This window comes from Microcoleus sp. A006_D1, assembly GCF_036702805.1.
Classification (GTDB): Bacteria; Cyanobacteriota; Cyanobacteriia; order Cyanobacteriales; family Microcoleaceae; genus Microcoleus.
The window spans coordinates 74,559-88,928 of sequence record NZ_JAUBVZ010000002.1 but is presented as its reverse complement, the minus strand read 5'-3'; the positions used below and the strand labels follow the sequence as shown (position 1 = coordinate 88,928).

The window sequence follows — 14,370 nt, the reverse complement described above, 5'->3', positions numbered from 1 at the left end:
CGCAACCACACAAAAATTTTGCCAAGAAACCCGGTTTCTTTTCCCAACGTCTCCTAAATAATTCCAGTTTTCATAGCTTACAGATAATATCTAACCGTTGTGACAACCCGACTTCTTTTAGCCCGCAAAGCCGCCTTCAAAAAGAAAGCAGTTTGATTGTGCAGCAGTCCCTCCCACCAATTTCGCGTCACAAAAGCCGGAATAATCAGCGTTAAGAACACTCCCGGCCGCTGCTCTTCAAACAAAGTCAAAAAGTGAGTCAACGCCTCGCCAACCGAACGGTAAGGCGATTCCAGAATTTCCAAAGGAATGTCAGACTGCAAATCTTGCCAAGCAGCTTGCAATTTTGCTCGATAGGTCAAACCAATATCTACGTGAACCGCCACAACCTCATCAGAAATTAAACGAGCATAATCGAGGGCCTCCAAAGTTCCCCGGTGCAACTGTCCGACTAACACCACAGCCGGATGTGTCACCGCCTTAACTTTAGGTCTGGGAAGATAAGATCTAGGTGCTATTCCCTGAATGCTCAAGCGAGCCGCCACATAGCGATAGTGGCGGTGAATTGCTAAAAACAGACTGACTACGACGGAATAGTTACCACAACAACCCAAGCTCCCAAAAGGAATTTTGTAGCGACAATTACACCCAAAACTCCCGTTGTTGCCACTGCACCGATACCGTTCATCACAGCACTAGCTTGCCAACCTTTACCTCGCTCCTTAAACCAGTGAATTACCATTCCCGATTGAGATAAAGTAAAAGAAGTAAAAACCCCAACCGCATATAGCGGAATTACTGCCGTGGTATCGCCTCGGAAAATGATGATTAACAACGCAGCGCAGAAACTGAGCAGATTAATGCCATTAGAATAAACCAGCCGATCGCCCAACAACGACAACTGCCTCGGCAAAAACCCGTCCCGCGCCAAAAAATAACAAAGTCGCGGAAAATCCGCATAACTCGTATTCGCAGCCAACAGCAAAATCAACAGAGTTGCGATCTGCAAATAGTAATAAAATATACCGTCGCCAACAATCTGTTTTCCCAACACAGAAAGGAGTGTTTCATTTTCTCTAGGAATCACCTGATAAATATGGGCCAAGTAACTAATTCCCAAAAACATCACTCCCAGAATTACCCCCAAATAAGTTAAAGTCAGGCGAGCATTCTTCCATTCAGGAGGCTTAAAAGCCAACACCCCATCGGAGATGGCTTCAACTCCAGTCAGGGCAGTACAGCCCGCCGCAAAAGCGCGCGCGATCAGAAACAATCCCAAAGGTTCTTTAGCTGGAATATTTTCTAATGTCGGCAAAACTTGACCTGTTGCCTGTTGGAATAAACCGCAGCCAATCAAGATAAAAATGCCAACGATAAACGCATAGGTGGGAACCATAAATATCTTGCCAGATTCCCGCAATCCCCTGAGATTGGCAAACATGATCAGGACAATAAAAACTAAGCACAGTTCAACGGTATAGGGGAGCAGCGAGGGAACTGCTGAAGTCAAGGCGGCAACGCCAGCGGAAATACTGACTGTGACGGTGAGGATGTAGTCAATCATCAGCGAAGCTGCTGCGATCAAACCCGAATAAGTACCCAAGTTTTCTCGCGCCACAATGTAAGCGCCGCCGCCGTTGGGGTACGCTTTAATTGTCTGTCGGTAAGACAGCGCCACGATCGCCAACAGTAAAATAATAACTCCCGAAATAGGCAGCGATAAACTCAAACTGCTACTCCCAGCTAGTAATAGTACCAGCAGGGTTTCTTGAGTGGCGTAGGCAACAGACGAAAGTGCATCGGAAGCCAGAACAGCTAGTCCTGTAGCGTTGCTTAGCCGTTCGTGAACAGATGCACTGGTGGGGAGAGTTTCACCCAGCAAAACTCGCTTGAGCCGAGAATAAGTGTACATTGAAACTCAAAATATAGGCGTCCACAATCATAATCGAGACGGAGACAGTTTGAAGCATTTTTTGACTCACAAGTTGTAATTTTCTCTCGCTTGTTGAGTCAGCTTCAGCTTGTCTTCGAGAGCTTGCCAATTTTGGGCATCGATATCGCTGATCAACTCGTCGAGAGTGTCTCGGTAAATAGAGAGCGATCGCAATAATTCCACCCGATTGTACCTTGCCACCATCACTCCCAGCTCGGGGTTCCCGCCCCCAACGCGGCTGGTGTCCCGAAAACCGGAACTAGCCAAATGTTGCGCTAAATTAACAATATCCCGATCGCCCTCAGCAGCGCACGCAGCAACCAGCGTCGCGCTAGCCACGATCGGCAAATGAGAAATCCAAGCCACAGCTCGATCGTGTTCTTGGGGCCCGCACCGATAAACCAACGCACCCAACAACCGCGCAATTTCCTCCACCTTCTCCACCGCCGCCTCCGGCGTCTGGGCTGTCGGAGTCAGCACGTAAGGCCGGCCCACAAACAAATCCCTTACCGCCGCCTCGATGCCGCTTTGTGCAGTCCCCGCCATCGGGTGTCCCCCCACAAAATTCGGCCACAGATCGGACACAGCCTGCACTATGGGTGTTTTTACCGAACCCACATCCGTTACGATAGTATCACGGGAAAGATGGGGGATTAATTTTTGGACGATCGGCTCGATCGCTCTTAACGGCGTGCAGATAAAAACCAAATCGGCTGCGGCCATCAGAGACAGGTGTATGCTGGCATCATTGACCACACCGCGTTCTTGCGCGCGATCGCAAGTCTGCTGGCGACTCGAAACCCCAAAAACATCAAACCCGTGCGATCGTAAATCCAGAGCGATCGAGCCGCCAATTAAACCAAGTCCTACAATACCGATATTCATAGCAATAAAATGGGGATATTTGATACGACGGTAACGCCCCCATGACAGTAGAGGAACTCCTTAAAAAATATGCCGCCGGAGAAAGAAACTTTGCCGGAATCAACCTGACTGAGGCCAACCTCAGCGGCGTCAACTTGAGCGGAGCCAACCTCAAGGGTGCGAATCTGAGTGTAGCAAACCTCAGCGGAGCCAACCTCAGCAAAACCAACCTCACCGGTGCCAAACTCAACATCGCCAGACTCAGCGGCGCCCATCTCGGCGGCGCCAACCTCACCGACGCCGACCTCAACGTCGCCTACCTAGTACGAGTTGACCTCAAAAAAGCCACACTCACAGGAGCCAAACTGATCAGAGCCGAGCTAATTCGAGCCGAACTCAGCGGCGCCAACCTACAAGGAGCCAACCTCAGCGGCGCCACTCTCACCGAAGCCACCCTCAGAGGAGCCAACCTCGCTCAAGCCAACCTCCGAGGCGCTCACCTCAGCGGCGCGTGCTTGACAGAAGCCAACCTCGAACAAGCCAACCTGCAAGGCGCCGACCTCAGCCGAGCCGACCTCAGCGGCGCCGACTTGCGAGGTACAGAACTGCGACAAGCAAACCTCACTCAAGCCATACTCAGCGGCGCCGACCTCAGCGGCGTCAATTTGCGCTGGGCCATCCTCAGCGGTTGCAATCTGCGCTGGGCTGACCTCAGCGAAGCTAAATTGAGCGGCGCCGACCTCAGCCGAGCCGACCTCTGCCACGCTAACTTGCTCAATGCCAGTTTAGTTCACGCCGACCTGTCAAATGCCTATCTGATCCGCGCCGACTGGATTGGAGCCGACTTAACCGGAGCCACCTTAACCGGAGCCAAACTCCACGCAGTTTCGCGACTCGGCATCAAAACCGAAGGCATGACCTGCAAGTGGGTCGATCTGAGCCCCAACGGCGACCACAGCCAAATTTACTGGTTGAACTCGGGAGGAACCCACGAATTTTTTCACGAAACCTTGCCCACAGTTCGGATTGTGATTGACTCGCCCTTAGACCAAGGCGCTCATTTTGCCCTAGCTGCAACTTATTACCAAATTGCCCAACAATACCCGAGTTTAAGTCAGCCACCCACAATCGAAGTCAGCTCCAGGCGCACCGTACTCGCCTTTAAAATGGACAGCGACGATAAATTGTTTGCCACCGCTTATGTTGCCATCATTCCTTTTAACGATGCCGCCACAACTCAAAAAAACGTGATAGCTTTGATGAAAATGATTCAATCCCAGGATGCAGGAAAACTTAACGTCAAAGAATCTAAACACGTGCAGTTATGCAGCAAAGCTCTCAATCAAGCTATCAGCAAAGTAGACCAAATTAAAATTTCCAGTTCATTTCCAAAAATCGGCGAAAGCATCAACTTTTTTCAAATTCCTACACAGATGATCTTAATTAATTCCCGCGACCAGAGACTCAGCGTATATCACCACCCAGCCTTCGGAAAACGCCTGATTAAAAAATACGACCCGAGCAACTCAGGCGCAGGCAAGTTAGCTGAAAGCACAAAATTGGGCCAAGCTAATATCACTACCATTTTGGATTTTATAAAAGGCTTCCATAACATAGATGTCTAAGCATATTGCATCAAGTTACAAAAAATGCTTATTCTATTTTAAGGGTTGGCATAACAAAGCTTTGTTCTAGCTAACACATCAGGGAAAGTCAAAAGCATGGACGCCGAAGAACTCATCACCAAATATGCAGCAGGAGAAAGAGATTTTACTGCCATCCTCCTGTGCGAGGCAAATCTCAGCCGGATCGATCTCAGTGGGGCTAATTTCAGCGAGGCAATCTTGAGCCTCACCAATATGAGCGGCACCAATCTGTCCAACGCCAACATGAGAAAAGCCAAACTCAATGTTGCCAGACTCAGCGGTGCAAATCTCAACAAAGCCAACCTCAACGGCGCTATCCTCAACGTAGCTAATTTGATTCGGGCCGACCTCAGCGAAGCCCAACTCGTAGACGCTACACTGATCAGAGCCGAACTGATCAGAGCCGACCTCAGCGGTGCAAACTTGAGCGGTGCAAACCTCAGCGAAGCAGATTTGAGAGAAGCCACCCTCAGAGAAGCTAATATCGAGCAAGCCGACCTCAGCGGGGCTCACCTGCGAGGCGCTTCCCTGACAGCGGCGAACTTGGAACGGGCTAACTTGCACAGAGCCGACCTCAGCAGAGCCGACTTGCGAGGAGTTAACCTCTGCAATGCCGAACTCAGACAAGCTAATCTTTCTCAAGCCAACCTCAGCGGTGCTGACTTGCGAGGTGCCAATCTCCGGTGGGCCGACCTCAGCGGGGCGAACCTGACGGGCGCTGACCTCGATGAAGCGAGATTGAGCGGGGCTAACTTGTACGGGGCAAATTTGAGCAATGTCAACTTGTTGAACGCTACTCTGGTACACGCGGATTTGACTCAAGCGAATTTGATTCACGCTGATTGGGTGGGCGCAGATTTGACGGGGGCGGCGCTGACGGGGGCAAAAATTTACGCGGTGTCTAGGTTCGACCTCAAAGCTGATGATATAACCTGCGACTGGGTGGATCTGAGCCCTAACGGCGATCGCAGCCAAATTCAGCGCTTTACCCCAGAAGAATCTCAACGGTTTTTTAATGCTACACCGCCGACAGTTCAAATTATTGTCGATCGACCCCTAGACCCCGACGCCAACTTTATCCTCGCTGCTACCTACCGCCAAATTGCCCGTCAATACTCGGGTTTGAGCAATCCTCCCAGCATAGAAGTTAATTCGCGGCGCACAATCATCTCATTTAGAATAGACCAGGACGATCAACTATTTCCCACAGCTTTCGTTGCGATTATTCCCTTTAGCGACGCGGCATTTACTCAAAAAAATCTCATTACTCTGATCAAGATGATTCAACCGCAAAGTGGCAATAATCTGGGCGTCAGAGTTTCAAATTTGGTAGCGCAATTGAACGTGACCCTGACTAAAACAATTAGGAAAATAGGGGAAATGAAAATTCAGCCGGTGCGCCTCGATCGCGAACCAGTCTCGACTTTTTTCCAATCGCCTACCCAAACTGTACTAGCCAACTCCAGCGCCGAAAGTTTGATGGTTCACTATCACCCCGACTTTGGCAGAAATTTGACAAATTTGCCGGGAGTAAACAAAACCTCGATCGGGCCGGCAATTAAAGCCCAAAGATTCACAACCCCGCCGCTAAATACGGTGATTGAGTTTGTCAAAAGCTTTTATCAGCTCGGCGAGTAAATACTATAAATTAATTTGATATCGTTTGTATTTATGCCAGATAAAAGTTAGCCGATCGCCCTTTCAGTTAGGTAAAAATAATGGAAGCTGAAGAACTTCTCAAACGATTTGAACTCGTCAAAAGATACACAGAAGGCGACAGAGATTTCACGGGAATTAACCTGAATGAAGCTAATCTCAGCCGCATCAACCTCAGCCAATCAATTTTAAGGCGGGCTAGCTTATTTGTCACCAACATCAGCGGCGCTAACTTGAGCGAAACTGACCTCAGCGAAGCTAACCTGAATGTGGCTAGACTCAGCAGCGTCAATCTCTCGCGGGCAATCTTAAACGGGGCTAGTCTCAACGTAGCCAACTTAGTGAAAGCCGATTTAAGTGGAGCTCAATTAATCGGAGCATCCCTGATTAGAGGCGAATTAGTCCGCTGCGAACTCAGCAAAACTAACTTCAGCGGAGCTAACCTGACAGAAGCAGATTTAAGGGAGGTAAAACTGACGCAAGCTAACCTGTGCGGTGCTAATCTTTCCGGTGCAAATCTCAGAGGTGCTTCGGCTTCATCAGCTAACTTTCAACAAGCTAACTTGCACGGCGCAGATTTGACGAAAGCAGAACTTAACGGCGTCAATTTGAGCAATGCCGATATGAGACAAGCTTCTTTGCAGCAGGTGAATCTCAGCGGTGCCAGTTTGAGTGGAGCTAACCTCAAATGGGCTGATTTGAGCGGAGCTAACCTCAACGGTGCCGATCTGAGCGATGCTAAATTCAGCGGAGCTAACCTCAACGGAGCAGATTTAAGAAATACTAATTTAGCAAATGCTAGTTTGGTGCACGCTGATTTGACGGAAGCCAATTTGATTAATACAGATTGGGTTGGCGCTGATTTGACGGGGGCAACTTTAACAGGGGCAAAACTGTATTTGGTTCCTCGGTTTGGGATCGTCGTTGATGATATTACTTGCCAGTGGGTGGACATGAGCCCCGCAGGCGATCGCACTTTGATTCAACAATTTAATTCGCCGTCAGAATCGAAAAAATTTTTAAATCACACGCCCGGATTAGTGCAAATTGTGGTTGACGCAGTTTTAGATTACTCAGCAAACAGCACTTTAGCCACAGCTTACAGCGAAATAGCTCGGCATTACGGGGCAATGAGCTGTCCTCCCAATATTGAAGTCGGCTACCGCCAGACAACTCTCACTTTTAGATTTGATAGCGACGAGCATTTATTGCCCGCAGCTTTTTTAGCGATTATTCCTTTTAATGATGCCTTAGAAACTCAGAAAAATATTGTGGCGGTCAGCAATAATATCGAAATTAAAGATTTGGAAAAAAAACGGATAGTGCAGTTGTCTAAAGCATTGAAGGCAGCGATGGATAATTTAAATGAGGTGAAAAAAAAGCTGCAAATAACACTAAATGCCAGTCAGCCAACAAAGTTTTTTCAGTCACCTACCCAAACTATTTTAATTAGTTCGGGGCAGGAGAGTTTGATTGTGCAGTCTCACCAGAATTTTGGTCGGCGAGGTGGAAATAATCAGGAGAGTAAATTCAGTTTGCCTGTGGGTGAAAAAGTAGTTGATTTTCTGGCAAGTTTTGATTATCTTGATTGAGCAAGATCAAGTGTGAAATCGATTGATTGAAGTAGAAGTCCACAACTCGCTGCTGCGCTTCCTGCGATCGAACTCCGAGCCGCACTGGCCCCACCATTTAACGATGGCGCGGCTGGTGGCCCGGGCTTTGCGCTTGAGGCGGAGCGCTCTGATTCAAACTGGGCTTCCCGCAGGAGCTTACCGACAGCGGTATCGAGTCAGCTATTTGATGCCGATTTTGATGTGGCCCGAGCCCGTGATTTTAGTGGCGCCAACACCGCTGCTGGAACATTTGCAGCAGGTGGAAATTCCGCGATTGCAAGAGTGGCTGCAAACAGAGAGGCCGATCGAGACTTACTCGCACCATGAGGTTGGACGAGGATTGATGCTAGCAGATCCGGAGTCTTGGCTGGCTGCTCGCTTGGCGGTGGATGCGCAACAGCACAGTCATATTCCGACAATTATCGACGGTGTGGATGACTTGGAAGTTTGGACGCGCCAGCAATTGACGGCAAGTTTGGCACCGGCTGACTGGAATGATTTAATGCAATCTCAGCCTTTGGAAGCCGATGCAATCCGAGAAGCGCGGGTGCTGCTAACGCGGGCTGTGTTTCAGCATCCGGCTAAGCCTGACGAGTGCTATTTGCTGGAAACGGCAGAGCAAAATATTTTGAAAGGGCTGTTTGAAAGCATCGAGCAAAACCCGCTGATTCCGGCTGCTTGGGTCAATTTTTGGCAGCGGTGGAACACAAACGGCAGACTGCGATGGGCGCAAATTCATCGATCGAGCGGGTCATTTTCGCTGTTTAGCGCGCCGGTGCAGGTGGCGGAGGTTTTGAGCAAAATTTGGTCTGCCGTGCCTGTGGTGTTGATTGGTGGGGCGGTGGATGTGGAACAGAAGGCTCCGATCTTCCGGCAAATGATGGGATTGCCTGAGTTGACGAGTGTGAAGTTTTCGCCCGATCGACAAAATGAGTTAATTCAACTGTACATTCCGAACTGGCTGCCGCTGCCGAATACGCCGGAATTTCAGGGAGTTTTAATGGAAGAAATTCGGACTTTGCTGTTAATGAGCGCGTCGGTGGCGGGTTTAACTGTGCTGATTGTGGGTGATGTACCGCTGAGGGCTCGGATGGCGGCGATTTTGGCTTCTGAGTTCGGTACGAGGGTGCAGGTGGAAAAAACAGATGTGGGGGAGAATGCGATTTTGGTGACTGGGTGGGAGTTTTGGCGGGAACATCAGGGGGAGTTGAGCGCGCCTCATTTGCTGGCGATCGCAACTTTGCCGCTACCTTCTTTGGAAAATCCTTTGGTGACGGCGCGTGTGGCTTTTTATAAGGAGCAGCGTCGGGATTGGTTTCGGTTGTATTTGTTGCCGGCGGCGTTGAATGAGTTGCAGCGGGCGATCGCGCCGGTGCGAGAACGTCAGGGGGTGGTGGCGATTTTCGACAGCAGGGTGATTCACCGCAGCTACGGACAGCAGATTTTAGCGGCGCTGAGTCCGTTTGCGAGGATTGATTATTTGGATACAACTTGGTTGACGCAGGCTTGAGATCACCTGTTGACGTATAATTTGGTTGGTTATGTAGTTGAAATCTCATTTAGCAAGCAAAGATTATGGGTGAAGCTAAGCGTCGTAAAGAGTCGATCGGCGATGAATTCGGTAAAGAAGAGCGTATCTATCCGTGGCTGCCAATCACGAAAACCCAAAGTGCAGATTTTGTGAAGTGGACAAGTCGCGGAAGTTGGGCGGGGATTAGTCTGTTGGTAGGTTGGTGGATTGTGGTGCGGTTTGTTGGCCCTTCGGCGGGTTGGTGGGTGGTTGATTGATGGCTGGGAGTGCGATCGGGCATTTGTTTGTGCGATCGTACGTTATGTCGAGTTTTCACTCCGAAACTAGCGGCTGAATTTTTGGGAAAAATTTAGTTGCGAATCTGGAGTTAGTATGTTATGATAGGTATCTGCGGGCGATTAGCACAGTGGTAGCGCGCTTCCTTCACACGGAAGATGTCGGGGGTTCAAATCCCTCATCGCCCATATTCTCAAAGGTATATCTATTAAGAGTTACAGGGATTGAGAGCAGGTTCGTGCCTCTTTTCTTTTTTCAGTTTTCTATCAATTTTGTCTCCGTTTTCTACAATTTTTAAGGTGTACATTGCGAACCCTACAGATTATTCGTAGATAGCTAACCGTAGGGTGCGGAGCGGGGGAAATTCTTAGTTTGTTGTGGTCACATTCTGCCCTGACGCACCCTACAACTGCTTTAAGGAGTCGTGCTGCCAAGTCTATCAAGAGCTTCTTTTTTGTATTGGGGAAGTTTATATTTCTGAAACAAGTCTGCGGACTTCAGGTAATCTTGCCGCGCTTTTTCTTTTTCCCCTATGTTAAGGTAAGCGGCACCGCGATTCAGGTAAGCACTCGCATCATTAGGTTGCTCAATTTTATCGTCCAGGCTCTCGGTAAAACAACTGATTGCTATTTGATGTTGCCCGGTCTTGGCGTAGGCGCGGCCTACTTTAAATAAAAATTCTGGTGACTTCACTGACATATTCACCTCCATAGATGCGCTAATATCTCCCCTCAAAGCTCTCCCAGTCGAGTAACCTAACTCCCTGAAATGAAGTAAACGGGCTTCACTGTATTTGTTGATAGCTTCCTGCCCTTTGCCTTGTTCCTCCAGTTTGTCTGCTTCAGCTTCTACGTCCTTGGATGATTCGTCTTTTCTGGTTGGGACATTAGGGAGGGATTCTAAACAGTTCGGAGCCGCAGCTTCGGGACTTTGTTGGAGCGGGGTAGAACTAGCTAAATCGCTCGAAATCGGAGCGCCCATGCACGCATAAAAGGTTAAAAGTGCGATCGCTGGCAATAAGGCAAGGCGGTTTGTCATAACTGAGTCCTAGTCCTGTTAGGGATATCAAGATTCTCTCATGATTTGACGACTTAAATAAGTATCCGATATCACCAGATACTGGGGAGGCTTGGCATTGAGTAAATCACGACAGAATAAGCATTTCAGCCATTGTGCTAAAAAAAGTGGTACACTTTGAGAAAGTAGGTTTTCTAAAAAATTTGGTGGGCAAGGATTCTAGCCATTTTGAAAATTCCTTCACACGGTAGATGTCGCAGGTTCAATCCTGTATTGCCCATTAAAAATTTTAAGGTGACTCATTTAGGCGATCGCAGGGATAGAGGAGAGGTAACTCTATGATACAAATAATTCTGAAAGCTGAACAAGAAAAGTTATTAGCAGAAAAAATTAAAATGAGCCGGGAACTTAAGAATAGTTATCAGGCCGATCCGCACAGACAAGCTTTAGCTGAAACTTTTAGCAACTTATGTGAAGAAACCCAGGCTTTACACGCCGAGCGTCCTTTAACTGATGAAGAAATTGCCGAAGAAATTGCAGCTTATCGGAGAGGAGAATGAGAAAATGACTGAAAATAAAAAGTAATTGGTGTTTAGCTTAAGCTTCAACATATTCGCAAATAGAGACAGGTTCGGGAATCGGAAAAGCATCCTCTTGTAGTCCTTCAATATGAAAGGCGATCGCCTCTTTAATTAAATGCCTCACCTCTTCTAAACTTTCAGCCACAGCTACACATCCAGGTAAATCGGGAACATACGCACCGTAGCTAGTTTCACCTTTTTCAATTACAACAGCATAACGCATTAATCTTCCTCCTCTAGTTGAGATTGTCGCAAAACACTTTTAAGCGTACCAATTGGCATATCAACGCCTAAATTACCTGACACAGTGACAGTTCCCGCCTTTTCTGGGTGTTTAAATTGACGATGACTGCCCTTTGTTCTAGCTAAATACCAACCATCTTCTTCTAACATTTTAATAACTTCTCTAACTTTCATTGTTCATCTATCTATAAAACTCATCAACTCCCGCACTTCTCTCCCCATAATATGCTCTAACTTCAGCAACCTCTCCATTGTAAGCGGGGCGACTGATAAAAAACCTCATCCTGCTTTGGGTTTGAGAGTCCCTACGACTACAATCTATCCCAAAGTTGGTCAACCTTCGAGCGTCGTTCGGGGTCAGTGAGCATAGATTAGTTTGTCTCTTCCACCTAATATATTCACAAGGAATACCCATCTAAACATAATAATTAATCTCTTGTTGTATGCGTTTCAATACCTTGTCAGCATCAGCTCCACCGATTTTTTTAGCATTAGCTAACCAATCGTTCGCTCTTGTATAAACTGCTCAAAATTCCGCCTTACCACTTCCTGATAATCTGGCAATGCCTCAATCTCAAACAACTATCCCAGAAACGCCAGCAAGCTATTCACCTTCAGATTAAACGCCTTGCGAATATTCGACTCCGACAACTGCACGTTTCCCCCCACGCAACTCTTGCCCTAGCGTACCCTCTAATATCACCAATTGCAAGTCCGTCACCGCTTGCCCGTTGCTAATCGTGGCAATTGTCGGGTGAGTCTCAACAATCTCCAACACCTTCCCCTCAAAGCGCTGGCGGTATTCCTCGTCGATCGTGAATTAGACACTGTTCAACAAGGCCAAAACAGCCGTAGCACGGGCGAGGGCGGGACGCGATCGATTAAAGCCGAGAAATCCCCATGTCCAAACAGGTTCAGGCTTTGCAGCAGGCGGCAGGCGACGGCGAAGTAGTGCGCTGGGCTTTGGCTGTATGTCGCAATATTTTTCAGAATTGGTATTAATTGCTGAAACATCAGTTTTTATTGCTTCTTCCTTCTTCCTGATGCTCTAAAATCTCAAATAAAATGACGCCCGCTGAAGTTTCCTACCAGTACAAAAGCACTTTACAGGAAACCAGCGGGCGTCAAAATCAAACAAGCTTAAATCTTAGAACAGACCCAAGGTGAAAGATTTGTCGATCGGGAAAATAGCACCAATACCCAACCACAGAGTTACCGCAGTTCCCAACAGGAAGACTGTGGTAGCAACAGGGCGGCGGAACGGATTTTGGAACTTGTTAACATTCTCGATGAACGGAATCAAAATCAAGCCAACCGGAACACCAGCCATGCAAGCAATACCCAACAATTTGTTAGGCAAAACGCGCAAAAGTTGGAATACAGGCCACAAATACCATTCCGGCAGAATTTCTAGCGGAGTAGCAAAAGGATTGGCAGGTTCGCCAATCATAGCCGGGTCTAGTACAGCCAAACCTACGCACAGGGAAATCGTTCCCATGATGACTATAGGGAAAACGTAGAGCAAGTCATTGGGCCAAGCGGGTTCGCCGTAATAGTTGTGACCCATGCCCTTAGCGAGTTTAGCGCGTAGCTCTGGATCGCTCAAATCTGGTTTTTTGAGAATAGACATAGTAACAGTGCTCTCCTTTGAGTTTTACTTGAGCCTGACATCCCGCTGTATTCGTGAGTCCGAATCAGCGGCGCGATCGCAAGAAGTATGGGCCGTAAATAAATATGATGAGTGATTAATTCTGAATTTTCAACTCAAAATTCAGCGGGGAGGCAAAAAAATACCGCCCCAGCAACTCAAAACTTACAACGGGCCAGAGATGCCTTGCTTGCGAATCATTAAGAAGTGAGCCAGCATGAACACTACAATCAGCCAAGGCAACACGAAAGTGTGCAAGCTGTAGTAGCGAGTCAAAGTGCCTTGACCGACGCTGACACCGCCGCGCAGCAGTTCCACAAGTGTAGAACCGACAAACGGGATGGCTTCGGGGACGCCGGAAACGATTTTAACTGCCCAGTAACCGATTTGATCCCAAGGCAGAGAGTAGCCGGTCACGCCGAAAGAAACAGTGATGACTGCCAAGATGACTCCTGTCACCCAGGTTAATTCGCGGGGCTTTTTAAAGCCGCCGGTCAAATAAACCCGGAAGGTGTGCAAAATCATCATCAGTACCATCATGCTGGCAGACCAGCGGTGGATGGAGCGGATCAGCCAGCCGAAGTTGACCTCATTCATCAGGTATTGCACTGAAGAAAAAGCTTCTGCTACCGTCGGACGGTAATAGAAAGTCATGGCGAAGCCGGTGGCAAACTGGATCAGAAAGCAAACTAAAGTAATTCCGCCCAAGCAGTAGAAGATATTGACGTGGGGGGGTACGTACTTAGTGGTGATGTCGTCGGCAAGCGCCTGAATTTCCAGGCGTTCATCAAACCACTGGTAGGTTTTTGAGTCGGTGATTTGTTTAGAAAACATGGAGCCAGAATTCCTAAAAGAATATTGCTGTGGTTGAGGTAAGCGGGCAGCAGCCACAATGTTTGTTTATCGCCCCGCCCCGAGCAGCTTGCTTTTACTAGCAAATGGCTGAGGCTATTTTTAAATTTGGAGCTGATGAAAGGAACTTTATTGTGCGATCGCCCCCGAGCACTTTGAAACTAAGCGGTCGCTTGTCCCTACTCGCTGGCGTTGCACGATCGAATTCCAGACTATGATAAAAAATGTAACATAATTGCGGTGGAAATTTCACCCTCGCCATGGTTTTGCTGAGCCTCAAATACCATTTTCTGCCCGGTCTACATCCGCCCCAAGCTGGCATACAGGCAAGAGCTCAGCTACAGCCCCCAGTCCGAGCCAGCCAGCCGTCGCTGCCGCCTAAAGTTTAATAAACATGATAAAACTTCACTCATTTGGCGCTTAAATGTTACATTTAACTAATTTTTTGTTGGCGGCCGAGGTTTGACGACGGCCTCGCTTGCGAGTTGAATGCACAAAAGCTTAAAAGCC

Annotated in this window: 15 protein-coding genes and 1 tRNA gene; 7 read left to right on the top strand and 9 right to left on the bottom strand. The window is 48.1% G+C overall.

Annotated features, from left to right (window positions below; all coding sequences use genetic code 11):
- Nucleotides 1-77: 77 nt before the first annotated feature.
- From QUB68_RS03290 to QUB68_RS03280, 3 genes are all read right to left on the bottom strand, one after another.
- Nucleotides 78-614, bottom strand: a complete 537-nt coding sequence (locus QUB68_RS03290; protein ID WP_332989376.1) for a hypothetical protein — start codon at nt 612-614, stop codon at nt 78-80.
- On the bottom strand, nt 584-1,912 hold the full coding sequence (locus QUB68_RS03285; protein WP_332989374.1) for an APC family permease: 1,329 nt from the start codon (nt 1,910-1,912) through the stop codon (nt 584-586). Before QUB68_RS03285 ends, QUB68_RS03290 begins: the two co-directional genes overlap by 31 nt.
- A 66-nt stretch (nt 1,913-1,978) precedes the next feature.
- Entirely contained in the window at nt 1,979-2,842 is an 864-nt protein-coding gene (locus QUB68_RS03280; RefSeq protein ID WP_332990148.1) for a prephenate/arogenate dehydrogenase, read from the bottom strand.
- A 17-nt stretch (nt 2,843-2,859) separates the two neighbouring features.
- Here QUB68_RS03280 and QUB68_RS03275 point away from each other — a divergent pair, with 17 nt between their 5' ends.
- The 6 genes from QUB68_RS03275 (at nt 2,860) to QUB68_RS03250 (ending at nt 9,707) form a co-directional block, all read left to right on the top strand.
- Nucleotides 2,860-4,422: a pentapeptide repeat-containing protein gene (locus QUB68_RS03275; protein WP_332989372.1), complete on the top strand. Its 1,563-nt coding sequence runs from the start codon at nt 2,860-2,862 to the stop codon at nt 4,420-4,422.
- A 96-nt stretch (nt 4,423-4,518) separates the two neighbouring features.
- Nucleotides 4,519-6,081, top strand: a complete 1,563-nt coding sequence (locus tag QUB68_RS03270) for a pentapeptide repeat-containing protein (RefSeq protein ID WP_332989370.1) — start codon at nt 4,519-4,521, stop codon at nt 6,079-6,081.
- Between the two features lie 80 nt (nt 6,082-6,161).
- Nucleotides 6,162-7,691 (top strand): pentapeptide repeat-containing protein, encoded by a 1,530-nt coding sequence (locus QUB68_RS03265; RefSeq protein WP_332989368.1) that lies wholly within the window; start codon nt 6,162-6,164, stop codon nt 7,689-7,691.
- Between the two features lie 22 nt (nt 7,692-7,713).
- Complete coding sequence (locus QUB68_RS03260; protein ID WP_332989366.1) at nt 7,714-9,222, top strand: helicase C-terminal domain-containing protein; 1,509 nt, start codon at nt 7,714-7,716, stop codon at nt 9,220-9,222.
- 65 nt (nt 9,223-9,287) lie between these two features.
- A complete protein-coding gene (locus QUB68_RS03255) occupies nt 9,288-9,500 on the top strand; it encodes a DUF2839 domain-containing protein (protein ID WP_332989364.1) in 213 nt (70 codons plus the stop codon).
- A gap of 135 nt (nt 9,501-9,635) precedes the next feature.
- Nucleotides 9,636-9,707: transfer RNA gene (locus tag QUB68_RS03250), tRNA-Val, on the top strand.
- A gap of 226 nt (nt 9,708-9,933) precedes the next feature.
- Here QUB68_RS03250 and QUB68_RS03245 read toward each other — a convergent pair.
- Nucleotides 9,934-10,557 (bottom strand): tetratricopeptide repeat protein, encoded by a 624-nt coding sequence (locus QUB68_RS03245; RefSeq protein ID WP_332989362.1) that lies wholly within the window; start codon nt 10,555-10,557, stop codon nt 9,934-9,936.
- A 317-nt stretch (nt 10,558-10,874) separates the two neighbouring features.
- On the opposite strand from QUB68_RS03245, the gene QUB68_RS03240 reads away from it, so the two are divergent.
- The gene (locus tag QUB68_RS03240; RefSeq protein ID WP_332989361.1) at nt 10,875-11,096 is read left to right on the top strand and encodes a hypothetical protein; all 222 of its coding nucleotides are present in this window, start codon (nt 10,875-10,877) and stop codon (nt 11,094-11,096) included.
- A 37-nt stretch (nt 11,097-11,133) separates the two neighbouring features.
- Here QUB68_RS03240 and QUB68_RS03235 read toward each other — a convergent pair whose 3' ends face one another.
- The 5 genes from QUB68_RS03235 to petB form a co-directional block, all read right to left on the bottom strand.
- Nucleotides 11,134-11,340 (bottom strand): type II toxin-antitoxin system HicB family antitoxin, encoded by a 207-nt coding sequence (locus QUB68_RS03235; RefSeq protein ID WP_293125396.1) that lies wholly within the window; start codon nt 11,338-11,340, stop codon nt 11,134-11,136.
- Nucleotides 11,340-11,534 (bottom strand): type II toxin-antitoxin system HicA family toxin, encoded by a 195-nt coding sequence (locus tag QUB68_RS03230; protein WP_332989356.1) that lies wholly within the window; start codon nt 11,532-11,534, stop codon nt 11,340-11,342. The genes QUB68_RS03235 and QUB68_RS03230 overlap by 1 nt, the downstream gene beginning before the upstream one ends.
- Before the next feature lie 445 nt (nt 11,535-11,979).
- Nucleotides 11,980-12,138, bottom strand: coding sequence for a hypothetical protein (locus QUB68_RS03225; protein ID WP_332989354.1), 159 nt, complete (start codon nt 12,136-12,138; stop codon nt 11,980-11,982).
- Nucleotides 12,139-12,507: 369 nt separating this feature from the next.
- A complete protein-coding gene (petD, locus tag QUB68_RS03220) occupies nt 12,508-12,990 on the bottom strand; it encodes a cytochrome b6-f complex subunit IV (RefSeq protein ID WP_332989352.1) in 483 nt (160 codons plus the stop codon).
- 183 nt (nt 12,991-13,173) lie between these two features.
- Nucleotides 13,174-13,842 (bottom strand): cytochrome b6, encoded by a 669-nt coding sequence (petB, locus tag QUB68_RS03215; RefSeq protein ID WP_332990147.1) that lies wholly within the window; start codon nt 13,840-13,842, stop codon nt 13,174-13,176.
- Between the last annotated feature and the right edge of the window lie 528 nt (nt 13,843-14,370).

Coding starts and splice junctions, on each gene's coding strand:
- petB (WP_332990147.1), bottom strand. CDS start 13,842: ATGTTTTCTAAACAAATCACCGACTCAAAAACCTACCAGTGGTTTGAT.
- petD (WP_332989352.1), bottom strand. CDS start 12,990: ATGTCTATTCTCAAAAAACCAGATTTGAGCGATCCAGAGCTACGCGCT.
- QUB68_RS03255 (WP_332989364.1), top strand. CDS start 9,288: ATGGGTGAAGCTAAGCGTCGTAAAGAGTCGATCGGCGATGAATTCGGT.
- QUB68_RS03275 (WP_332989372.1), top strand. CDS start 2,860: ATGACAGTAGAGGAACTCCTTAAAAAATATGCCGCCGGAGAAAGAAAC.
- QUB68_RS03270 (WP_332989370.1), top strand. CDS start 4,519: ATGGACGCCGAAGAACTCATCACCAAATATGCAGCAGGAGAAAGAGAT.
- QUB68_RS03240 (WP_332989361.1), top strand. CDS start 10,875: ATGATACAAATAATTCTGAAAGCTGAACAAGAAAAGTTATTAGCAGAA.
- QUB68_RS03245 (WP_332989362.1), bottom strand. CDS start 10,557: ATGACAAACCGCCTTGCCTTATTGCCAGCGATCGCACTTTTAACCTTT.
- QUB68_RS03285 (WP_332989374.1), bottom strand. CDS start 1,912: ATGTACACTTATTCTCGGCTCAAGCGAGTTTTGCTGGGTGAAACTCTC.
- QUB68_RS03265 (WP_332989368.1), top strand. CDS start 6,162: ATGGAAGCTGAAGAACTTCTCAAACGATTTGAACTCGTCAAAAGATAC.
- QUB68_RS03230 (WP_332989356.1), bottom strand. CDS start 11,534: ATGAAAGTTAGAGAAGTTATTAAAATGTTAGAAGAAGATGGTTGGTAT.
- QUB68_RS03235 (WP_293125396.1), bottom strand. CDS start 11,340: ATGCGTTATGCTGTTGTAATTGAAAAAGGTGAAACTAGCTACGGTGCG.